Annotated in this window: 19 protein-coding genes and 1 pseudogene; 10 read left to right on the top strand and 10 right to left on the bottom strand. The window is 50.4% G+C overall.

Annotation, left to right across the window (positions count from 1 at the left end):
* Positions 1-6: 6 nt before the first annotated feature.
* Positions 7-1005, bottom strand: a complete 999-nt coding sequence (locus tag EHSB41UT_RS13905; RefSeq protein WP_087110855.1) for a BMP family lipoprotein — start codon at positions 1003-1005, stop codon at positions 7-9.
* Positions 1006-1193: 188 nt separating this feature from the next.
* Positions 1194-1898 (bottom strand): HAD-IA family hydrolase, encoded by a 705-nt coding sequence (locus EHSB41UT_RS13900; RefSeq protein ID WP_087110853.1) that lies wholly within the window; start codon positions 1896-1898, stop codon positions 1194-1196.
* 175 nt (positions 1899-2073) lie between these two features.
* On the opposite strand from EHSB41UT_RS13900, the gene EHSB41UT_RS13895 reads away from it, so the two are divergent.
* From EHSB41UT_RS13895 to EHSB41UT_RS13870, 6 genes are all read left to right on the top strand, one after another.
* The gene (locus tag EHSB41UT_RS13895; protein ID WP_087110850.1) at positions 2074-2409 is read left to right on the top strand and encodes a hypothetical protein; all 336 of its coding nucleotides are present in this window, start codon (positions 2074-2076) and stop codon (positions 2407-2409) included.
* Between the two features lie 145 nt (positions 2410-2554).
* Positions 2555-2842 carry a BufA1 family periplasmic bufferin-type metallophore gene (locus tag EHSB41UT_RS13890; protein WP_087110848.1) on the top strand — a complete coding sequence of 96 codons (288 nt, stop codon included), beginning with the start codon at positions 2555-2557 and terminating at the stop codon, positions 2840-2842.
* Positions 2843-2875: 33 nt separating this feature from the next.
* Positions 2876-3790, top strand: a complete 915-nt coding sequence (locus tag EHSB41UT_RS13885) for an MbnB/TglH/ChrH family RiPP precursor modification enzyme (RefSeq protein ID WP_087110846.1) — start codon at positions 2876-2878, stop codon at positions 3788-3790.
* Entirely contained in the window at positions 3790-4530 is a 741-nt protein-coding gene (locus EHSB41UT_RS13880) for an HvfC/BufC N-terminal domain-containing protein (RefSeq protein ID WP_087110844.1), read from the top strand. Before EHSB41UT_RS13885 ends, EHSB41UT_RS13880 begins: the two co-directional genes overlap by 1 nt.
* Before the next feature lie 19 nt (positions 4531-4549).
* On the top strand, positions 4550-5002 hold the full coding sequence (locus EHSB41UT_RS13875) for a DoxX family protein (RefSeq protein WP_242667313.1): 453 nt from the start codon (positions 4550-4552) through the stop codon (positions 5000-5002).
* A 28-nt stretch (positions 5003-5030) separates the two neighbouring features.
* Positions 5031-7106 carry a M13-type metalloendopeptidase gene (locus EHSB41UT_RS13870; RefSeq protein WP_087110842.1) on the top strand — a complete coding sequence of 692 codons (2076 nt, stop codon included), beginning with the start codon at positions 5031-5033 and terminating at the stop codon, positions 7104-7106.
* Positions 7107-7124: 18 nt separating this feature from the next.
* Here EHSB41UT_RS13870 and xerC read toward each other — a convergent pair whose 3' ends face one another.
* The 5 genes and pseudogenes from xerC to lptM form a co-directional block, all read right to left on the bottom strand.
* Positions 7125-8024 carry a tyrosine recombinase XerC gene (gene xerC, locus EHSB41UT_RS13865; protein WP_087110840.1) on the bottom strand — a complete coding sequence of 300 codons (900 nt, stop codon included), beginning with the start codon at positions 8022-8024 and terminating at the stop codon, positions 7125-7127.
* Positions 8025-8041: 17 nt separating this feature from the next.
* Positions 8042-8773 (bottom strand): DUF484 family protein, encoded by a 732-nt coding sequence (locus tag EHSB41UT_RS13860; protein ID WP_087110838.1) that lies wholly within the window; start codon positions 8771-8773, stop codon positions 8042-8044.
* Positions 8770-9600, bottom strand: coding sequence for a diaminopimelate epimerase (gene dapF / locus EHSB41UT_RS13855; RefSeq protein WP_087110837.1), 831 nt, complete (start codon positions 9598-9600; stop codon positions 8770-8772). The genes EHSB41UT_RS13860 and dapF overlap by 4 nt, the downstream gene beginning before the upstream one ends.
* The gene (lysA, locus tag EHSB41UT_RS13850) at positions 9591-10865 is read right to left on the bottom strand and encodes a diaminopimelate decarboxylase (protein WP_087110835.1); all 1275 of its coding nucleotides are present in this window, start codon (positions 10863-10865) and stop codon (positions 9591-9593) included. Before lysA ends, dapF begins: the two co-directional genes overlap by 10 nt.
* 41 nt (positions 10866-10906) lie before the next feature.
* Positions 10907-11014 (bottom strand): annotated as a pseudogene (gene lptM / locus EHSB41UT_RS13845) (LPS translocon maturation chaperone LptM); the annotation flags it as partial.
* Positions 11015-11218: 204 nt separating this feature from the next.
* Between lptM and cyaY the strand changes: the two are divergent.
* Positions 11219-11545: an iron donor protein CyaY gene (gene cyaY / locus EHSB41UT_RS13840; RefSeq protein WP_087110831.1), complete on the top strand. Its 327-nt coding sequence runs from the start codon at positions 11219-11221 to the stop codon at positions 11543-11545.
* Positions 11546-11667: 122 nt separating this feature from the next.
* Positions 11668-14523 (top strand): hypothetical protein, encoded by a 2856-nt coding sequence (locus EHSB41UT_RS13835; protein WP_087110829.1) that lies wholly within the window; start codon positions 11668-11670, stop codon positions 14521-14523.
* 7 nt (positions 14524-14530) lie between these two features.
* On the opposite strand, the gene EHSB41UT_RS13830 is transcribed toward EHSB41UT_RS13835, so the two are convergent.
* On the bottom strand, positions 14531-16381 hold the full coding sequence (locus tag EHSB41UT_RS13830; protein WP_087110827.1) for a hypothetical protein: 1851 nt from the start codon (positions 16379-16381) through the stop codon (positions 14531-14533).
* A gap of 112 nt (positions 16382-16493) precedes the next feature.
* Between EHSB41UT_RS13830 and mutL the strand changes: the two genes are divergently transcribed.
* On the top strand, positions 16494-18422 hold the full coding sequence (mutL, locus tag EHSB41UT_RS13825) for a DNA mismatch repair endonuclease MutL (protein WP_087110825.1): 1929 nt from the start codon (positions 16494-16496) through the stop codon (positions 18420-18422).
* Positions 18423-18439: 17 nt separating this feature from the next.
* On the opposite strand, the gene EHSB41UT_RS13820 is transcribed toward mutL, so the two are convergent.
* Positions 18440-18943 carry a lactoylglutathione lyase family protein gene (locus EHSB41UT_RS13820; protein ID WP_087110823.1) on the bottom strand — a complete coding sequence of 168 codons (504 nt, stop codon included), beginning with the start codon at positions 18941-18943 and terminating at the stop codon, positions 18440-18442.
* Positions 18944-19039: 96 nt separating this feature from the next.
* Here EHSB41UT_RS13820 and EHSB41UT_RS13815 point away from each other — a divergent pair, with 96 nt between their 5' ends.
* Positions 19040-19912: a LysR family transcriptional regulator gene (locus EHSB41UT_RS13815; protein ID WP_087110821.1), complete on the top strand. Its 873-nt coding sequence runs from the start codon at positions 19040-19042 to the stop codon at positions 19910-19912.
* A gap of 68 nt (positions 19913-19980) precedes the next feature.
* Here EHSB41UT_RS13815 and EHSB41UT_RS13810 read toward each other — a convergent pair whose 3' ends face one another.
* On the bottom strand, positions 19981-20691 hold the full coding sequence (locus EHSB41UT_RS13810; RefSeq protein WP_087110819.1) for an OmpW/AlkL family protein: 711 nt from the start codon (positions 20689-20691) through the stop codon (positions 19981-19983).
* Positions 20692-20693 lie beyond the last annotated feature (2 nt).

Below are 20693 nucleotides of genomic sequence, written 5' to 3'. Positions count from 1 at the left end.
ACACAATTAGTAAGTGCAGGAGCCGGTGTCTTCGTAGTTATGAACCTTGATTTCACCAGCGATGATCTTCTGACGGATATCTTCAATCTTCTTGATATCCTCTTCAGTTACGAGGCCTTTGTTATGCTCGTCCAGAGCCCAGGCCACACCTTCTTCTGCCAGACCAAGCACCTGCAGACCGTAGGAGAATTCACCGTTCTTCTCGTCTTCAAACGCGTTTTTGGTGGCCAGGTCTACACGCTTAACCATGGAGGTCAGCATCTTGCCCGGGTGCAGGTAGTTCTGGTTGGAGTCAACGCCGATTGCGTACTTACCAGCGTCAGCTGCGGTCTGGTAAACACCAACACCGGTGCCGCCAGCAGCAGCGAAGACAACGTCTACACCTTTCTCGAACTGGGCACGGGCCAGCTCACCACCACGGGTTGGATCGTTCCAGGCGCTAGGAGTGGTGCCGGTCATGTTCTGCATAACCAGAGCATCCTTGTTCACAAACTTGGCGCCCTGCTCATAGCCGCAACCAAACTTACGGATCAGAGGGATGTCCATACCACCGATAAAGCCTACAGCGTTGTTCTTGCTCTTCATGGCAGCCAGAGCGCCAACCAGGAAGGAGCCTTCGTGTTCTTTGAAGATAACGGAGCGAACGTTTGGCAGATCAACAACAGCGTCGATGGTAACAAAGTTCAGATGAGGGAATTGAGGAGCAATCTTGGCAACGATTGGAGCCTGCTGGAAACCGGCAACAACGATTGGAGAGTAACCGCGCTGAGCGAAACGCAGCATAACCTGCTCACGCTGACCTTCATTGGTAATCTCGAAGTCGGTGTAGTTGATTCCGTGCTCTTTCTTGAAGGCTTCTGCACCGGAGTAGCTGGCCTGGTTGAAAGAACGGTCAAACTTACCACCCATATCATAGATAACGGATGGCTTGATCTCTGCCTGAGCAGCCACCGCTACAGCACTCATGGCAATGGCTGTTGCCATTTTTTTTAGTGCAGCACGCATAAAGATACCTTGTGAGTTGGTTATTTTGGGGTGATAGTCCTGTGACCCGGGTGCGGTCACCACCTTGATTATCCCAATTATCCTAAAGGAAAACCCAACAAGACTGAACAGAAATACAACCGTTTTTACTAGTTACTTACCGCAATTTTCACTTTATTTCGTTATAAAACATACAGTTTTACTACTGCTCAAAATCTGTACAGCAACTTAATCATTAGCGGCATATCCAACACCGAATTTACAACTAAATCCGGAATTCGATCATTTTCTAACAATTCTTTCTGCTCAGGATTAAACCACAAAGTTTTCATACCGACGTCTGCCGCACCTTTCACATCGGTGATTAAATTATCACCAACATGCAGTGCTTCTTCCGGAAGCACACCAGCCCGTTCCAAAGCCGTGGTAAACATAATCGGATCAGGTTTGCTGCGATTCATCTCTTCAGAATTAATGCTGAACTCAAAAAAGTGCCCAAGACCGAGTTGATTCACATCGGCATTGCCGTTGGTAATAACAGCCAGACGGTAATTCTCTGCAAGCTGTTGCAGACATTCCTGCACACCTTCAAACAGCTCGACCTGATGACGCCAATGGTGGAAATGACCAAATGCCTCTTCGGCCGCAAGGCGAGCTTCCGATTCGCCGTAACCCAGCTCCATTAATGCTCTTTGAATACCGACGATGCGCACTTCACTGACTCTGTGCTCCAGTTCAGGCGTGCTGTTTTTGATTTCATCCTTTAACGCATTCAAGGAGACAATATCGTGAACTTCGGCCAGCGCCGGGTGCTGCTCCAGAAGCCAGCTATATCCTTCATGGATCGCCCTGCGGATAACCGGTCCGTTATCCCAAAGGGTGTCGTCTAGGTCAAAGGTGATGAGTTTTATCATGGAGTGGCAGGCATTCAGAATGAACGATCAGACTAGCCTATTGAAATCCCTTCTTTGTGTCGAGATAACCGCTTTCAAAGACCTCTGTCGTTGATGCTTTGATTCCCACAATGATGATCTACAGTTACCCGCGCCGTTAATTCCACACCGTTCCTTTCCAGGAGGGAAGCTTGCCATGAAGTTTTTGCCAACCGTATTGCTTTCTACTCTTGCGCTCCCTCTGTTCAACACCGCCCAAGCCTCCCAGCCAGAAACTATTGTGCAAAGAGCCCAAACAGGTGTGATCTATGTACTGGTGACTCAGGATGACCGTCCCGCCAGAAATGCCAAAGTCATGCTTTACGGCAATGGCGGCAACCTGAAGCAGACACTTAAAACAAACCGTTATGGCCGGGTCGCTATTAATGGGCTGATGGCCCCAGGCTCCTACACCATGCAGGCGAAAACCCGCATGGGAACCAGCACACCCAAAACACTCGCCCTGCGCTCTGATATCGGTCACAGAAATTAATAACTGCCAAAGCCGGCTCCCGCCGGTTTTTAAGCAATTTCTATTTTTTTAACGACAAGGTGAATCCATATCCACTGAGCACAGGTATTTCCCTGTGAGAGGCGCAAATGCCTCTCCATAAATTCAAAGAAACAGGGATACACCAATGAACAAGAAAGCCATCGTTACCGCTGGTCTCGCTGCCGCCCTTTCCATCGGCGCCATCTCTACAGCCCAGGCGGCTTCCAAAGAGAAGTGCTACGGCATTGCCAAAGCTGGTCAGAACGACTGCGCCAACATCTCCGGTACCCACTCCTGCGCAGGCCAGTCCAAGACAGATAACGCCCTTGATGACTGGAAAGCTGTGAAGGCTGGCACCTGTGAAGAAATGGGTGGCTACAGCAAGGCTCAAGCCAAAGAGCTGCTGAAAAAGCAAAAGGAAATGAAGGGCTAAGCCCTTTGCTGCCTTGATAGACAGGCCTTGCTTATGACCGATTTACCAAACTCACCACCAATCACTGTTGGCGTTGGATTGCGGCACCCGCATTTTCAGGATGCCCTGCAGTGTCATCCCGGCGGGCCTGACTCTATCGATTTTCTAGAAGTTCATGCAGAGAACTTCTTTGCTCCCGAGAGTGCTGCCACTGCAATACTCAAGGACATCGCCAGCATACATCCCGTCAGCATCCACGGTACCGCCATGGGGCTGGGATCACTGGCCGGAATTCCGGATCAACACCTCACCAATTTTGCACAACTGGTAGACGTTATTGATCCACTACTGGTTTCAGAGCACGCCGCATTTACCTGGGGAACAAACGACCATCAGGTTATGCATTCCGGTGATTTGCTACCAATCCCCTTTAACCAGATCACCCTGCAATGTATGGCTGACAATGTGCAACGCATTCAGGAGCGTTTGGGACGAACCTTGCTGATTGAAAACCTTTCTGCCTACATCACGCCGGAAGGAAGCACCTTCTCGGAAACCCAGTTTCTGACTGAACTTACCCAAAGTACCGGTTGCCAACTGCTGGTAGATATCAACAATCTGGCCGTGAACGCCCATAACAATCAACTCCATACACTCACGACATTGGATGCCAATCCATTAACAGCTATATCGCAATGGCTGAATGAGATTCCGGAGCATGCTGTAGGAGAGCTGCATTTGGCGGGCTGTTCTCCCGATCAAGCTGGACGCTTTATGGTTGATGACCATGGCTATTTTACTTCCGAGATTGTCTGGAAAGGCTATGAACTGGCACTTCAGCGTTTTGGTGCGGTTCCCACATTAATTGAATGGGACACCAACCTCCCAGACTGGCAAACATTGATGGATGAGGCCCGCAAAGCGCGTTCTATAGCTCATCGCACACTCAATATTTGTGAGGTAGCCTGATGACAATCTGCCAACAGTCACTTCTATTGCAAGCGATCTATTCCCAAAAGCCAGATGAACAGTTTGATAATGAAGGGCTGGCTATCTACCAGAATAACCTGGCGGCCAACGCTGCTCGCTCCTTATCCATAACCTATCCAACGATTACGGCGCTGGTCGGTGAAAGTATCCTTTTTCAGCTGGCACAGGGTTTTATTAAAACATTGCCGCTTACTGGTGGAGATTGGGCAGCCTGGGGGGAGAGCTTTCCAGGCTGGCTTGAACAGCACCCCATTACAGAGCACTACCCTTATCTGGCTGATTGTGCACGGCTGGATTGGACCGTTCACTCTATTGAGCGTGCAGGTCATGTCACTATCAATACTCAGTCGTTTGAACAGCTGGCCTCACCAGATGCTCTCAACGGTTTTTTACAATGCCATGAGCAGACACGCCTGATGACATCCGACTATCCCATTGTGGATATCTATCAGATACACGACGCTGGCTCGCCATCCAGTGAGCAGCTCCAATATCTCAAGCAGTTGCTTCAGCAAGATCAAAAACAAACCGCGTTGTTATGGCGTAAAAACTGGAAAGCTGAAGTAAAGCTTCTCTCACCTGCAGAAGCTGCATGGATGAATGCGATTCTGCAGGAACAAAGCCTCGACACCGCTTTTGAAAACAATAGCAACTTCCCTTTCGACACCTGGCTGCCAGAAGCCATAGCCGACCAGATCATTACCGGTTTCCAGATATAAAAATTGAACAAGGACAACAATGATGAATAACCTGCTGTTACCTCTCAGACAGGCCGCCCGTTTTGACCAGGCTCTCTCACGCTTGTTCAACAACCTTCAGCCCCTGGCGTTACTAGCCGCGCGCCTTTATGTTGGCTGGGTCTTTTTCGCCTCAGGCCTAACCAAAATAGACGACTGGGAAACCACACTGTTTCTGTTCGAGCTTGAGTATGCTGTCCCCCTGTTATCGCCAGAAGTGGCAGCATGGCTGGGCACAGCTGGAGAGCTGATACTCCCCGTTTTACTGTTTGCTGGCCTGCTCACCCGCTTTTCGGCATTGGGGCTTTCGGTGGTAAATGTTGTCGCCGTTATCAGCCTTGCAGAAATCGCTCCAGCCGCTCTTGCCCTGCATATTCTCTGGGGTGTGATTCTGGGAATAAATATTTTGTGGGGTGCCGGCAAGCTCTCTCTTGATTCTCTTCTAAGCTCTTAAGCCCAATCTGGCATGAGAGTTTCAGGTCATGACCGCTCCTATCCTGCCAGCCAGATTTCGGCTGGCATTTCTTCTTGTTGTTTTTGCTCTGTGTATATCGAATCTCTCCTTCGCACGACAGAAACACCATACGCCCGATCTCTCTGCTATTGATCATTCCGTACAGCCGGGAGAGGACTTTTATCTCTACGCCAATGGCCTCTGGCTGCAACATACAAAGATCCCTGAGAACCAGACAGAGGTCAGCCATTTCACCGCAGTCGGTAACAAGGTTGACCGTGATCTGACCAATATTCTCGAACATCTCGATCAGCGCGGGCACTTCGCCCCTTCCACAGATGAAGCCAAACTGCTTGCCCTCTATCGAGGCTACCGAGATACACACCAACGCAACCAGCTGGGTTTTGCACCAATTCAGGATGATATTAATGCCATTCTGAATCTTCGCTCCAAGCACGAATTGCCGGCCATGTTTGCCACACTGCTGCGCAAAGGTGTCAGTAGCCCACTGATGATCGATGTCCAGCCGGATGTTGATAATCCTGATCTGAATATGGTGTTTCTGGATACCAGCGATGCCACTCTTCGACTCAGAAAAACAACCAACCAAAGGCATTTCAAAAAGTCGGAAAGTGCTGTTACGGCCATAAAAGCACAGAAAGACTCAGATATTGATGACGATGCCAAAGGCCTGATTAAACTGATGGCAACGATGCTGCAGGCGGTTAACGTTCCCAATATCCCTAAAGCCATTGAAGCGATTAACACTATCCAGAGTGGCATGGATGATCTGCCCGCAGGCAATACCGACACTCCCATACAAATTTTTAAAGTCAGCACAGTTGAAGAGCTGTCTGATGTTCTTGGATCATTTTCCTGGAGCGACTTTGCCGCTGAGGCAGGCATTCCCAACCAGCAGCGGATTGTGACTGGTCCGCTGGATCCATTTAAATCCTTTGGAAAACTCTTTCATAAGCACTCTCTTGAGCAGTGGCAGGCATGGATGATCTGGCAACTGCTGGATACCAACGCCACCTATCTGAGCGAAGAGCTGGCCCAACAATATCTGACTTATTATGAGGTTGAGCTGGGCGGCTACAAGAGAACAACCCATGTCCAGAAACGAGCTGTAGACCTTTGCAATGACTTACTGGAGTGGCCACTGGCAAGATTCTACACCGATAAAAACCTGAACCACGCTACGGAGAAGATGGGCCGCAACATGGTTCACCATATGCGAGATGCCTTTGCCCAGAGGATCAAACATCGCAACTGGATGACAGCGGAAACCCAGCAGGCCGCCTTCGACAAACTGCAAAAGATTAATGTCAAAGTTGGCAAGCCTCTGCGCTGGCCAAAAACACCACAATATACGCCCGACGAATCCGATCTGTTTGGCATGATCAGCTATCTGCGCAACAACCGTTACGACAAGATGATCAAGCAGCTGGATGAGCCGGCCGACAAGGACCTGTGGGATATGACACCGCAGACAGTGAACGCCTATTACGATCCAAGCCGTAATGAGATTGTTGTCACTACTGCCATTATGCAATCACCGTTGTTTGATATTTCAGCTAATCCGGCCGTTCTTTTCAGTACGCTGGGAGCCATAGTTGGCCATGAGATGACCCATGGTTTTGATAACAACGGTAGCTTCTTTGATGGCGAAGGGCGTCTGACTAACTGGTGGCAACCGGAAGACTTCAAGACCTTCAAGAATCTGTCTAAACAGCTTGCCAAACAATATGACAAGTATCTCCCGCTTCCCAAGGTTCATATCGATGGTCAGCAGACACTCGGAGAAAATATTGCCGACCTTGGTGGTCTGAGTATTGCCTGGGATGCTTACCGCCTGTCATTAGGGCGAAAAGCTCCGACCGATGAAGACAGCCAAACCTTCCTCCTCGGCTGGGGCCAGCTCTGGCGCACAAAAGAAACGCCATCAGCCCTGAAGGATGATATTGAATCTGACGAACACTCCCCAGCGCAGTTTCGGGTCAATGGTGTGCTGTCGAATCTGGAGCTGTTTTATAAGATTTATCCGGTAGCATCAGGAGATAAAATGTACCGTGCTCCTGAGCACCGGATAGAGATCTGGTAACGTTATTCTCAATCGGCGTTATTTCTTCTTCCGGGCACGGGGGTGTGCCCGGTCGTACACATCAGCAAGGTGCTGGAAATCCAGATGGGTATAGATCTGGGTCGTAGAGATATCACTATGTCCCAACAACTCCTGAACAGCTCGCAGTTCACCACTGGATTCCAGCATATGACTGGCAAAAGAGTGGCGCAGCATGTGGGGATGCAGAGGAATATCCAGCCCATGCTTCTTGCCCCAGGCTTTAATCCGTACCTGAATCTGTCGCTGGCTAAGGCGGTTGCCATGCTGGGAAACAAACAACGCAGTTTCACCATCTTTGATCAACGCGTTGCGCTCTTTAAGCCAGCGTTTTAAGGACTCCGCAGCCTTGCTGCCAACATGAGTTATGCGTTCATTATTTCCCTTACCAGTCACTTTGGCTTCACCGGAACTGAAATCGATATCTGACCGGTCAAGACTGGAGAGTTCCGTAAGACGCATTCCCGCTGAATAGAAGAGTTCCAGAATGGCATGATCACGGATAGCCAGTGGCGAATCAGGAACAACATCCAGCAGGCTGGCAATCTGGTCGGTATCCAGTGTTTTCGGAAGTGGCTTACTGCGCTTGGGAGCCTGAAGACTGCGAGCTGGGTTGAGCTTGCAAAGATTTTCCCGAATCAGAAAGTCGTAAAAACTTCGGATAGACGAGAGCCAGCGATGAAGGCTGCGAGCCTCCAGTCCTGCAAGCTTCAACTCCCCCATTAACTGCCTCAGATCGGATTCTTTAACATCAGACCAACGTTGCTTGTCATCCAATGATTGTTCAAGACGATGAAGGTCGCGCAGGTAGGCAGAGCAGGTATTGGGCGACAGTCGCCGCTCATAACGAAGGTAATCCAGCCAGGCATCCAGCTGGCGAGAGCGCTGTTTACAGCTCATGATGGCTCGGGGAACCTTTAAATTTTCTCGGGAGCTGATGTCTCAGAAGTGCTTTTTACGGGGATAAAGTCCGCCAAAGCCCGAGACAGAACCTCACCGATAAAGCTGAGATAAACGGTTCCGGTACCCACCCGGAAGTCTTCCTCATCCCGGCTGCCCACAACCAGCACACCCAAAGGTCTTTGGCAGTGCAGAGGAACAACCGCAGAGGATTTCACCAGCTTCCAGTGATTAGGGAAAAGGAACTTCAACTCCTTCTCTCTAAGCTTGCCACAGACAACCCGATTGCCATCCAGCAAATCAGAGATTCCAACATTGCTGCAAATCTCCTGCTTGGGATAACAATCCACCCGGGAAACGCCAGGGAAGATGTCCGAGACCAGAAACTGGTTAACGTATTCAATGCGAAAATCGTGGGAGAGGCTGTCATCAACAGCATCAATCAGAGAATCGAGAGTCTGAGCTTCCATCACTGACAATACCAATCGACGCACCCGCTCAAACAGACGGTCGTTATCCCGGGCAATACTCAGCAGATTATTCAGGCGTTCGCGCAGATCAGCATTGCGTTCACGCAACACAGAAACCTGTCGTTCAACCAGAGAGATAGCATCGCCACGCTGATGTGGGATGGTCAGTTTGCTAAGCAGTTCATCCCGATCACGAAAGAATTCAGGGTTGGCCGAGAGAAACTCGGCCACCTGTTCTTCCGAAAGCAGGACGGGGATTTCCAGACCGTCGTCGCTCATATCCTTATATGTCCCTCGTAGACACGCGTAGCCGGTCCTGTCATCAGTACCGACTGATCTTCCTCTCGCCAGGTAATTGTCAGCGAACCGCCAGGAAGAGTGACTTTAACAGTGGGCTCCAACAACCCCTGTAAACGTCCGGCGACTACTGCAGCACAGGCTCCCGTGCCACAAGCCAGGGTTTCTCCCACACCCCGTTCATAAACCCGAAGATTCACCTCACCCGGATTTACGATTTCCATAAATCCAACATTGCAGTTTTCCGGGAAACGCGCATGACGCTGGATCTTACGGCCCAGCAGCTCAACCGGAGCATTTTTGCAATCGTCTACTAACAATACTGCATGTGGGTTGCCCATGGAAATCGCGGAGATTTCATGCTCCCGGCCTTCAATCTCCAGCTTGTAGGTAATGGACTGACGATCTGCCTTGAACGGGATTTCATAAGGCTCCAGTTCCGGGCGCCCCATATCGACAGTGACTTCATCATCCATGCCAACCCGCAGTTCAATATTGCCTTTGGATGTCTGTACACGAATACGCCGGCTGGCAGTCAGTTTGCGATCCCGAACGAACTGGGCAAAACAACGGGCACCGTTGCCACACTGTTCCACTTCACTGCCATCGGCATTGAAGATGCGATAGCGGAAGTCCATATCCGGATCACCCGGCGGCTCCACCAGCAGCAGCTGATCAAAACCCACGCCAAAGTGCCGGTCACCCAGCTCTTTGATCTGCTCCGGCGTCAGGCGCACATTTTGGGTGACGCCATCAATCACCATGAAATCGTTGCCAAGACCATGCATCTTGGTGAACTTCAGAAGCATGGGTTTTCTCCCGGCAGAGATTCCAGCGACAGCTGATCAGCAATCGTTTCCCGACGGCGAACTATGTCGGCAGTCTGACCGGATACCAGCACTTCGGCAGCCCGGCCACGGGTATTAAAATTGGAGGCCATTACCATTCCATAAGCACCTGCCGACATCACCGCCAGCAGGTCTCCATCCTTCAGGCACAAGTCGCGCCCTTTACCCAGGAAGTCCGATGTTTCACACACCGGACCAACAATATCGTAAGCCAGTTCCTCACCGGAACGTGGCACCACCGGCAAAATATCATGCCATGAACCATAGAGTGCCGGACGGATCAGATCGTTCATCGCGCCATCAATAATGGCGAAGTTCTTATGTTCGGTATGCTTGAGCAGCTCAACACGGGTCAGCAGCACACCTGCGTTCGCGACAATGGAACGGCCCGGTTCAAACACCAGAGTCAGATTGCGTGAACCAATGCGTTCATGAACGGCGCGGATATATTCATCGGTTTCAGGCGGCTGTTCGTCCTTGTAGGTGACGCCAAGGCCACCACCCAGATCAAGGTGGGACAGAACAATTCCCTGAGCTGCAAGCTTATCAACCAGTGCCAGCAGAATATCCAGCGCATCCAGGAACGGATCAAGACTCGTCAGCTGGGAACCGATATGGCAATCCACACCCGTCACTTCAATATTGGGCAGGCTGTCGGCACGCTGATAAATCTCTTCGGCGCGCTCAATATCGATACCGAACTTGTTGTCTTTCAGACCGGTAGAGATATAAGGGTGGGTCTGGGCATCCACATTCGGGTTTACGCGTAGGGAGATGCGAGCAGTCACACCCATGTCAGCGGCAATAGCCTGCAACCGGTCCAGCTCGGGGATGGATTCAATATTGAAGCAGAACACACCGGCTTCCAGAGCGCGGCGCATTTCATGATCCTGTTTGCCGACACCAGAGAACACCACCTTACCGGCATTGCCACCAGCGGCCAGAACCCGCTCCAGCTCACCAACGGAAACAATATCGAACCCGGCACCCAGCTCCGCCAGAACGTTCAGCACGCCCAGATTGGAGTTGGATTTCACGGCAAAGCAAACCAGATGAGGGATATCAGCCAGCGGCTTGGCATAGCTGTTCCAGGCGGATTCAATCGCGGCCCGAGAATAGATATAGGCTGGGGTTCCTACGGTTTCTGCAATCTGCTGCAGAGGCACACCTTCGGCCTGCAGAGCACCATCAACCAGAGGGAAAAAATCGGAGTACTGCGTGCTCATCAGCTACTGACGCCTCCTTCATCGGGAGACTTGGCTTCAATAGTCTGCTGGAAACCGGCGCTGTCTGCAGGTGGCAGATATAAAGGCCCTTTCTGACCACAGCCTGCCAGCAAGATTCCCAGTGTGATAAACGCCAGTATGCGTTTCATGATGAGCTCCCGATAATTTGCGCGCAATATCAATCCAGTATACCTGCGTAATCAAAGGCAGGACAGATACCTACAGTACCGATTAATTCCGACAATATTGTCTGTTGGATTGCTCACCGGGATTCTGTGTACGACAATCCACCCCAGCATCGGCAGATAGCCAAAACATCTGCATTTAATGAATTGGAATAACCGAATTACCTTATGAACGAATATGAATTTAACGATCAAATCGACGAATTGATGATTGCCATTGAAGATGCGATCGAAGAATTAGAAACCGATATTGATTATGAGAACGCCGGCGGCATTCTCACTTTAACGTTTGAGAATGGCAGCCAGATCATCCTCAGCCGTCAGGCCGCTCTCACCCAACTCTGGGTTGCCGCCCGCAGTGGTGGTTTTCACTTTGATTTTGATGAAGAGCAGCAGCTGTGGATCTGCGACAGCAATGGTGAAGAGCTGGTTTCTCTGCTGAACAACTGTGCCAGTGAGCAGTCCGGCGAAGAGATTCAACTCGATATAGCCTGACGTTATAACACGAACAGTTCCCGGCCTGAGTTTTCAGGCCGGAAATGTCTAATAATTCATCTCGACCTGTTCCTATCCCCAACTACACTCTGCGCCCCTTTCCCATCTGAACAGATATAGGCATGCACCGAACACTTGGCATAGCTGCCCTGGCTACGTTTCTGTGCCTTTTCTATTCCCTTTCTCTGCACGCCAACAATACCGATAACAAAGCCTGGAAAACCTACTGGCAACTCCGGGGAATCATGCCTTCAACACAGACTGATGAACCACCACCGACCGGGGCAGAAGCAGCTCCTGCCGAACATACACCAACAGGCTTACCTGTTCTCCTGCCACCTCCCGGCAGCAGTCCTCTGGCCCTTATTGCCGATCTTGCCGGCCTGGAAGCAGTGAGCCTGCGAAAAAGCGTTATACAATGGCTGGAAGAGAAGTCTGCAACTGTTGCCAACATTGAAGTTGCAGAACTCACCGCGCCAATGACAGGAAATATCCCACCATTGGGCGGCATCAACAGCCTGCTGCCAGCTTCCACACAATATCCAAAGCTCGATACGTTACTGGAAACATTAAACGCAAACGAAAAAAAGCAGCTGCCGAAAAACCCGACACCTCCTGACCTGCTGCAAACGTTTGCTGCGCCAGCCATCCTTCAGCGTCCAATAGTCTTTGTAACCATCTACTTTCGGAAAGGCGAGCCAATCCCGCAGGAGGATGAGGAAAACAAGGATGACCGGCATCAGGTCACGCTCGAAAGCCTTTCAGAGGACGAAGATGATGAGGATCTGATAGCCGTTGACGATCGTTATACGCCTCCAATGGAAATCGAACTTACCACGCCCTCCCCCTCCGTTAAGGCCAGCAAGGAGCAAGAGCAGGCGGCACGTGATTTGTACCCGCATATTGAAATACTGGTTATTGATGATGAACTGGAAACCCAGATGATGGGACCACAAAGAACAGCGCGCTGGCTGGCCGCTCAAACAACATCACCGGTATTTCTTGGTTATGCCGGTGGCTATATGTTTGGTATCCAAACCCCGGAAATTATTGGAGCTCCTGATGATTATCAAAAACTGCAACAAGAAAACCTAAGCAAGGTGCTTGCGCTGTTTGAAGAATTAAAGAGTCAGCTGGAAAGTGATCTTTTATTGGATCCTGGCAAAGAGTTACAACATGCATTCCCTATACCGCCACTTACAGAGCACAGGTTTCAGTCATCCCAAAAAAGCCGGCTTATCATCATTCCAGAACCTGCTGCAGAGGATGGTCGAAATAGCGTCCACAGAAAAAAAGAAGAGATAGCGCCTTTAAGGGCAGTCGGTGTCATCGATGGTGTGGGCTCAGCCAACTTTATTAAACGGCAGCAGTATGTTGGTGTTGGTCCGGCATCGTCAGCAGTTGATGAAGATACCGTCTATCAACCCAAAGGTACGGAGATCGAATATTCTGAAGCCGAGCTGACAGTGACCCATCAGGCTGGACTATGGATGGCCGTTGTCCCAAAAGAAGAACCGGCATTCTGGGATGATGCCCAATACAGTCAGACTCTATCCACCTCAATCCTTATGACAGCCAGTACTCCAGACATCCAGGCCATGCAGCTGGAGCCTGGACGACAATTGTCTCATCTAATGTCAGCACAGAGCTGCAGCACAGAGTTCTTTAACATTATTGATGCTCTGCTTACCTGCCAGACGGAGAAGATCAGCATTGTTGACTGGCAAAATCATGTACCTACCATTCTGGATTCCTTGAAGAAAGTACAAACGAGTAAGAACACAGCTATTCCTGTTAAGGGTGGTGCTGCAACGGTTAATCAACTGTCTTCATTAATACTTGGCCATCCTCTGTATACCGGCTTTATGGCGGATCTGAATCTGATGGATACGCAGGTCACACTGGTTAAACAACTGGCGGAATGGCGGGTTAAAGCCAGATATAGGGCACCGGAAAGCTTTGAATCACCGACGCTCCAATGGCCGCTCCCAGCGTTTGTTACCCGACTGCCGGAAATCTGGGAACAAGCCACTCAAACAAAAGACCACAAACAGCTCGAATATATTCTGGCAGTAATAAGCCAAGCCTTATCGTCTATATCGGCATGGTTCATTCACAACACAAAGGATCTGGAATACCTGCCACCGGCAACAGTATTGCCCGCAGAGATAGAAGACCTTGGTGTGTTTTTCAGCCGACCTGAAGTCAGTCAGTTCCTGTCCCGCATCCTGAAAAGTCATGATCCTCTGGAGAATCTGACCGATGAGCTGGTGCTCACCCTGTTCCTGTTACAACAGGCCAATACCAGCAAGCCCCTTAATAACGAAAGCATACGTCTCATGCTTGCAACGCTTTCAAAGGAGAAAAAACGGGAGCTGTTGACGGCCCTGGTCGGTCAAGCGGGTCTGGAGTCCATTTTTGAAACCATTATTTTTGATGACTCAATGCCCAGACTGACCTACGACGTGCATCAACTGATGTTGGAGACCAAAACTCCAATAAAGAGAGCACTCAAAGAAGGAGAAGGAGCCACCAAAAAAGATGTTATCAGCAAACAAACAGCACCGAAGATAGATGACCAAACCAGACAACTGCTGTCACTAACCGATGGCGTTGACCCAATCGATTTCACTCGCCTGTCTGTCTATTGTTCCCCCACATCCCGCACCCAGATCGCAATCGGTACCGGTGAAACGCACTTTGACCTTGAAAATACACGACTTATGGCAGCTATCATTTCCGGTGAAATTCAGCCTGCGCAGCTTCTGACAGCAGAAGACTTCGCTCCAGAAGCCCTGATCCCTAACTGGGGAAAGTACGGCACAGATCTGCAGGAGAGCAGCCGGGTACGAAGCATCAGCTACTCTGGTGTATCTTTGGGGCCCAAAGCTCTTCCTTCAGCCGTACAGCCTTTATCAATTCAGAACACCCGCTTCCAAGTCAGTACATCTCGCTCGTTTATGGATCGAAAAAAATAATTTTTATTTATACCGCACTCTCATCATCCGATGACGAACCGAATGAAGCAGGTGCTGGCGTACCCGGAGGTGTTCCCTGTTGCTGAGGGTTTAGCAGAGTTGCCTTCTCCTGAATCAGGATATCAGTCAGCTCATCACTATCATCTTGCTCCCGATTCGGACGTTTTCCCCGGCAGCACAGATAGCGTAACCAGCCAAAGCAGCCGCTGGCCGCTCGTTTCAGTGACGGACTGGATAAGATCCACTGGCAAGGAGAATACATCGCCCGGATAAACAGGGTTACAGTATTCGCTGTCAGTGCTGTTAAAACACCACCTAGCGTAGAGCCAGCAACATCCACAACCTCGCCAACAATTTCTGCACCAACAGGACCGGGAACAGTAAAGTTCAGCCCTGCACAGACTTGCGTCAGGTTGGAAGTCGGAATAATGGTGGCGGTCGAGTTACCAATCACCTGCATATAGGGAGCAACAACTCCAAATGCCAGAGGAATACCGGTATGCAGCATAAAGACAAGCGCGAACCCGGTAATCAAAGGGCCATAAATGGACGCTGTTTTCCGATCTTTAAAGACGTTATATAGGGCATTTAAAATCCCGGATGTGCGCGGATTTACACCTTTGATATGCGGTTTAATATCCAGAACCCGTTCCACATAATTGCCCCAGGCGCTATCCGGCAGATCCGGGTCCCCCACACTGGCAGAGACAGCCATGACAGCCTGGCTGACCTTATTAAACTCATCCGGCTTCATACGGCTGAATGCGGCGCCCACTGGCAGTAATAGAGAAGGTCTTTGGGCGATGGTATCCAGCAGGTGAGCAGTTTCCTGCGATTTAATCAGTGTTTTAGTGGTTTCAAGATCCCCCTGTAACTGTGCCTCAACCCGCTCAACAAGATCCCCCAGGTTCTCAAGGGAAGAATCTTCCAGCTGGCGTCGTCCATGATGTTCCTGATAAGCCAGGTAAGCTTTCAAACCCGTGAGTACGCCTGTCATGACCAATGGCATAAAAATATTTTCTGTCACACCGGGTATGGCTGCGATTGCCCCACTTACGCAGGTTGACTGCAGAAGCCGGTTGGAGGACAAACGCAGCGAGCGCAGCGGCCCTTCAATCTGAAAAGATTCACCAACCAGCCGACAAACCGGCCGCATATTCGTTTCATAAACTGTCGCTATCGCGTCTGATCCACCAATGGCCGGAAGCAACGCCGGCTGAAACGCTGCCGCAAGACCAGCGCCTCCCCAGCCCAGCAGACTGAGAAAGAAGTAGACCCAGTAAATATTATTTTGCGAGATCCCCTTCTGCACCGACTCCACCAGCCCGGCACTCAGCGGCAGATCGCTGACATCATGACTGTTAAATGAAGACTTATAAGCCTTGGGAATCTGCTGAAAAGCTGCCGAAGTTTCATTCCGGAATTTTTGATAAGACTCCTGCAGCTCATCCGGAATCTCCATATAAGCCTGAAGAGTTTCTGCAAAAACTGGGTTCTTGGCGGCCATCATCAATAAGAGAGCATTCTTCGGAGACTGCAGCATATCGATAAACACCTGCTGCCGGTCATAGGGCATGCCATCGATAAATGAGGCCAGATCCTCATCAATTTTTTGCTCCAGCCTGTTGAGCCCTCCCGCCTGCACCCTTGCGTCCAGACTGACACGTCTGCTGCTGCCACCCTGCTGAATGCCCTGAGCCGGTGGTGCTGAAGAGGAGCCCCGTTGGGTAGCCCTCTTCAACTCTGGTGTTCCTCCTGCCATCACCACCAGCGGATAGCAGGACACAACACCATAAACCAGCGTGCAAACCAGTACCGATAACGCCGTTGCATACCCTTTCTTTATCAAGCTGATCATGCCATCACCTGTTCAGGTAAATAACGCACACGTTTGAGTCGAGAAGCCGGCATATAAAAAGCCGACGGTTTCGCGGTACACTCTTTTCTTTTCAGCACACGTAAAATAACTCATGCGCAGAATTCAGCAGCTCAGTCCTCGCCTTGCCAACCAGATCGCGGCCGGTGAGGTTGTCGAACGTCCGGCTTCGGTGGTCAAGGAGCTGCTGGAAAACTCTATAGACGCTGGTGCCAACCGGATTGATATTGAAGTCGAAAATGGCGGAGTTCGCCTGATTCGTATTCGAGATAATGGTTCCGGCATACCGAAAGATGATCTGGCACTGGCACTCTCTCGCCACGCCACCAGCAAAATCAGTGCACTTGAAGATCTGGAAGCCGTAGGCAGCCTGGGTTTCCGGGGTGAAGCACTGGCATCGATCAGCTCTGTTTCCCGCTTAACACTAACGGCCAACTCTGAAGGGCAAGACACCGGCTGGAAGGTTTTCGCCGAAGGCCGGGATATGGAAACCATTTCATCTCCGGCACCCCATCCGATCGGCACAACCGTAGAAATGCGTGACCTGTTCTTCAACACGCCGGCTCGCCGCAAATTTCTGCGCACGGAAAAGACCGAGTTTGGTCATCTGGAAGAAGTGGTAAAACGTCTGGCACTCAGCCATTACGATGTGGGCTTCACTCTGCGCCATAACCAGCGGACCATCCACCAGCTACGCCCGGCCAAAACCCGCGTTGAGATGGAGCGTCGTATTGCCACCCTGCTGTCACCACAGCTGATGGATAACGCCGTGGTGATTGATATGGAATCTCCTGATCTACGCCTGTGGGGTTGGGTCGGTTTGCCAACCTTCTCTCGCGCTCAGGCTGATCTGCAGTATTTCTATGTCAATGGCCGGGCTGTAAAAGATCGCCTGATTGCCCATGCGATTCGTCAGGCTTACCGTGATGTTCTTTACGGTGGCCGTCATCCTGTTTTCGTTCTCTATCTTGAGCTGGACCCGGCGCAGGTGGATGTAAACGTACACCCGACCAAACATGAGATTCGCTTCCGGGATGGCCGTTCTGTCCACAACTTCCTGTTCAGCACCTTGAACAAGGCACTGGCTTCCGTGCGCCCGGAAGATCAACTCTCCCCCGCAACACTTGATGCTCCAGCCTCACCATCAGCCACAGGCATTCAGGGTGGCGAGTTTGCGGCACAGGAACGTATCAACCTGAATCCTCAGGCACAGGTGGACTTTTCTTCACAAGCTTCGACATCGTTCACGCCATCAACAGCACCTGTGGCAACTTCAGCCTCCGGTTCCGGATACAGCCAACAGGCCGCAGCGGCTTTTACTCCGCAGCAACAACCGTCCCCAATGGCGGTTCGGGATCAGATTGATGTTTATAAGCAGCTGCACGAGCCAGCAGCATCTGCAACGCCGCAGGCCTTACCGGAAACGAAGGATGAGGACGTCCCACCACTGGGTTTTGCCGTTGCCCAGTTGAAAGGTATTTATATCCTTTCCGAAAACAGCAACGGTATGGTTCTGGTGGATATGCATGCCGCCCACGAACGTATTACCTATGAGCGTATGAAAACCGCATGGCATGGAGCGGGTATTACCGCCCAGCCAATGCTGGTGCCGGAATCTGTCGCAGTCAGTCTGGAACAGGCCGATGCTGTGGATGAATTCGCTGATGACATTACCAAGCTGGGCTTTACCCTGGAGCGTATGGGGCCGGAAACCATTGTCGTTCGTCAGATTCCGGCTCTTCTGCGGGGAGCCAATGTCGCCGATATGGTGAGAAAACTGCTGGAAGACTTTGCCAAACATGGTTCCAGCGATCAGGTGAAAGCGCATATTGATGAAATGCTGGCGACAATGGCCTGCCATGGCTCAGTGCGAGCCAACCGGAAGCTGACGATTCCTGAAATGAACGGTCTGCTCCGGGATATGGAGCAGACGGAAAGAAGCGGACAATGTAACCATGGTCGTCCGACATGGACACAACTGACCATGTCGGAGCTGGATAAGCTGTTCCTGCGAGGACGCTAACTCCCGGTATGACCTGCTCAGTAAGCACCTGCTGAGTAGGTCAGTTCATAACTGTGGCTGTAGATTTCAACAATATTGCCGAACGGATCTTCCATATAAATCATGCGGTAAGGCTTTTCGCCCGGATAATAAAAACGAGGCGCCTTCATTCTGGCCTTGCCACCATGCTCGACAATTTTTGCAGCCAGACCTTCCAGATCAGGATCCTGCACGCAGTAATGGAATACACCGGTCTTCCAATACTCAAAATTGTTCTCCGGGTTCTCAGCGCCATCAAACTGAAATATCTCTACACCGATGCGATCGCCTGTGGATAGATGTGCGATTTTGAAGCGTTTCCAGCCTGCACCGAATACATCGGTACACATTTCACCGATTGCACTGTCGTCTTCAATAATTTCAGTAGGCTTCATAATCAAATACCAGCCCATAACTTTCGTATAAAACTTTACGGCCGCTTCCAGGTCAGGCACAGAAATACCGATATGAGACAGGCTGCGTGGATAGCGTTGCTCAGACATAACGTTCTCTCAGGGGAAGAAGTGATGCCGGAAGAATAGCGGGCAAAAATGCCGGCCTGAAATTATCATTAGTGATTTTATTGATAACGCCTGCTAATGATTAACCTTGTCTGGCTCAACACCTTCTGCACCCTGATTGAAACAGGCCACTTCACCCGAACGGCAGAAAAGCTGGCCATGACTCAGCCCGGAGTCAGCCAACACATTCAGAAGCTGGAAAGTTACCTTGGGCACCACCTGATACAACGGGAAGGGAAACGCTTTCACCTCACAGAGACGGGTGAGTCTGTTTACAAGCAGGGAAGACAAACTCTGCTGCAGTTGAATGAATTGGAAACAACCCTGAAAGTGGATGATCCATTTAGTGGGCGCTGTCGTATAGCCAGCCCTGGCAGTGTTGGCCTGAAGCTCTACCCCAAAATTCTGGATTGGCAGCAAAGCCATCCAAAACTGAATATCAATTACACCTTTGCTTCCAACCTGGGTATTGAACAGGCACTGGAAGAGCGCAAGCTGGATATTGGCCTGATCACCCGTCCGTCCAGCCATTCCAGTATTACCTGCGTGCCTATTGCTCGCGAGCAACTCTGTCTGGTGACCAGCTCACAGGTTACCGATATCAGTTGGGAGTCTCTTCTGAAGCTTGGTTATATCGACCATCCCGATGGAGCGCATCATGCCAGCCTGTTGCTGGGAGCCAACTATCCAGAATTCCATGAAACCGGACAGTTTGAACAGAAAGGATTCTCGAATCAGATCGCCATGATCCTGCAGCCCGTTGCTCGCAATCTGGGTTTTACCGTTTTACCCGCTCATGCTGTGGCGGCTTTTCCAGATCAGCATCTGATTACCAGCCACAACCTGATTACTCCTGTGGAAGAGGTAATCTATCTGGCTAAACGACAATGGGACAACCAACCCGCACGCATTACTCACCTTATTGGACTGATTGAACAGGAGTTGTCGTAGGGTGTTTTGTACAAAGAGAAAGAGCCCTTGAAAATGGGCTCTTTATAAACACTCACGACTCATCGATATCAGATCTTGAAACCAAAGCTTACGTTAAAGATCCAAGGGTTCATCTTGGCATCTTTTAACTTACCTTTTATGTCCCCTGTAGCACTACCACCAGGATCCTTCAGCTTAACCTTGCCGTCTGGCTCCAGGTAATACCAACTGGCAGAGGCATCAATAAAGCTTTCTTCATCAATATTGAATACAAGCCCCAACTTACCGACAACCCCATAAGATTTGTCGAACTCGACTTTATCCCATTTTTCACTACCAGATTTGAAGTCACTAAAGTGAGTATAGTGCAGACCAAAACCGACATAAGGCCGCAGTTCTTCTTGAGGGGGAAGGAAGTAATACTGACCAAGAACATGAAAAGGCATTATCTTATATTGAGATTTCCCTGCATTGCCATCAACCGGATCCTTTAACTTACGCTTTACTGTAGCAGGCCAGCTGGTACCTACATTCACCGCAATATCATCAGTAGCCATAATCAAAAAATCGAGGCTGGCGGTGAATGGATCTTTATCTTTTTTGAGCTTCACCTTGGTGTTGTATTCTGCCTGACCATCAGGCCGGAACTTGTATGACGTCTCATTCATGTAAATATACGAGCCACCCACCATCACCGCAGCATCACCTTCCTGCAAGGCTGCCGATGCAGACTGCATCCCTCCTATAGTCGCACCTGCTGCGATAACAGAGGCCAGTATTGTTTTTGCACTGCGTAACATCG

Origin of the sequence: Parendozoicomonas haliclonae, assembly GCF_900174585.1 — a bacterium.
Lineage (GTDB): Bacteria > Pseudomonadota > Gammaproteobacteria > Pseudomonadales > Endozoicomonadaceae > Sansalvadorimonas > Sansalvadorimonas haliclonae.
The sequence above is the reverse complement of the archived record's forward strand: the minus strand, read 5'-3'. Positions and strand labels throughout refer to the sequence as shown.

Excerpts from the sequence above, each read along its gene's own strand:
- EHSB41UT_RS13830 (WP_087110827.1), bottom strand. The coding sequence starts at position 16,381 with ATGATCAGCTTGATAAAGAAAGGGTATGCAACGGCGTTATCGGTACTG.
- EHSB41UT_RS13895 (WP_087110850.1), top strand. The coding sequence starts at position 2,074 with ATGAAGTTTTTGCCAACCGTATTGCTTTCTACTCTTGCGCTCCCTCTG.
- EHSB41UT_RS13820 (WP_087110823.1), bottom strand. The coding sequence starts at position 18,943 with ATGTCTGAGCAACGCTATCCACGCAGCCTGTCTCATATCGGTATTTCT.
- mutL (WP_087110825.1), top strand. The coding sequence starts at position 16,494 with ATGCGCAGAATTCAGCAGCTCAGTCCTCGCCTTGCCAACCAGATCGCG.
- EHSB41UT_RS13810 (WP_087110819.1), bottom strand. The coding sequence starts at position 20,691 with ATGTTACGCAGTGCAAAAACAATACTGGCCTCTGTTATCGCAGCAGGT.
- EHSB41UT_RS13860 (WP_087110838.1), bottom strand. The coding sequence starts at position 8,773 with ATGAGCGACGACGGTCTGGAAATCCCCGTCCTGCTTTCGGAAGAACAG.
- EHSB41UT_RS13875 (WP_242667313.1), top strand. The coding sequence starts at position 4,550 with ATGATGAATAACCTGCTGTTACCTCTCAGACAGGCCGCCCGTTTTGAC.
- EHSB41UT_RS13900 (WP_087110853.1), bottom strand. The coding sequence starts at position 1,898 with ATGATAAAACTCATCACCTTTGACCTAGACGACACCCTTTGGGATAAC.
- EHSB41UT_RS13885 (WP_087110846.1), top strand. The coding sequence starts at position 2,876 with ATGACCGATTTACCAAACTCACCACCAATCACTGTTGGCGTTGGATTG.
- dapF (WP_087110837.1), bottom strand. The coding sequence starts at position 9,600 with ATGCTTCTGAAGTTCACCAAGATGCATGGTCTTGGCAACGATTTCATG.
- EHSB41UT_RS13815 (WP_087110821.1), top strand. The coding sequence starts at position 19,040 with ATGATTAACCTTGTCTGGCTCAACACCTTCTGCACCCTGATTGAAACA.
- lysA (WP_087110835.1), bottom strand. The coding sequence starts at position 10,865 with ATGAGCACGCAGTACTCCGATTTTTTCCCTCTGGTTGATGGTGCTCTG.
- EHSB41UT_RS13835 (WP_087110829.1), top strand. The coding sequence starts at position 11,668 with ATGCACCGAACACTTGGCATAGCTGCCCTGGCTACGTTTCTGTGCCTT.
- cyaY (WP_087110831.1), top strand. The coding sequence starts at position 11,219 with ATGAACGAATATGAATTTAACGATCAAATCGACGAATTGATGATTGCC.
- xerC (WP_087110840.1), bottom strand. The coding sequence starts at position 8,024 with ATGAGCTGTAAACAGCGCTCTCGCCAGCTGGATGCCTGGCTGGATTAC.
- EHSB41UT_RS13880 (WP_087110844.1), top strand. The coding sequence starts at position 3,790 with ATGACAATCTGCCAACAGTCACTTCTATTGCAAGCGATCTATTCCCAA.
- EHSB41UT_RS13890 (WP_087110848.1), top strand. The coding sequence starts at position 2,555 with ATGAACAAGAAAGCCATCGTTACCGCTGGTCTCGCTGCCGCCCTTTCC.
- EHSB41UT_RS13870 (WP_087110842.1), top strand. The coding sequence starts at position 5,031 with ATGACCGCTCCTATCCTGCCAGCCAGATTTCGGCTGGCATTTCTTCTT.
- EHSB41UT_RS13905 (WP_087110855.1), bottom strand. The coding sequence starts at position 1,005 with ATGCGTGCTGCACTAAAAAAAATGGCAACAGCCATTGCCATGAGTGCT.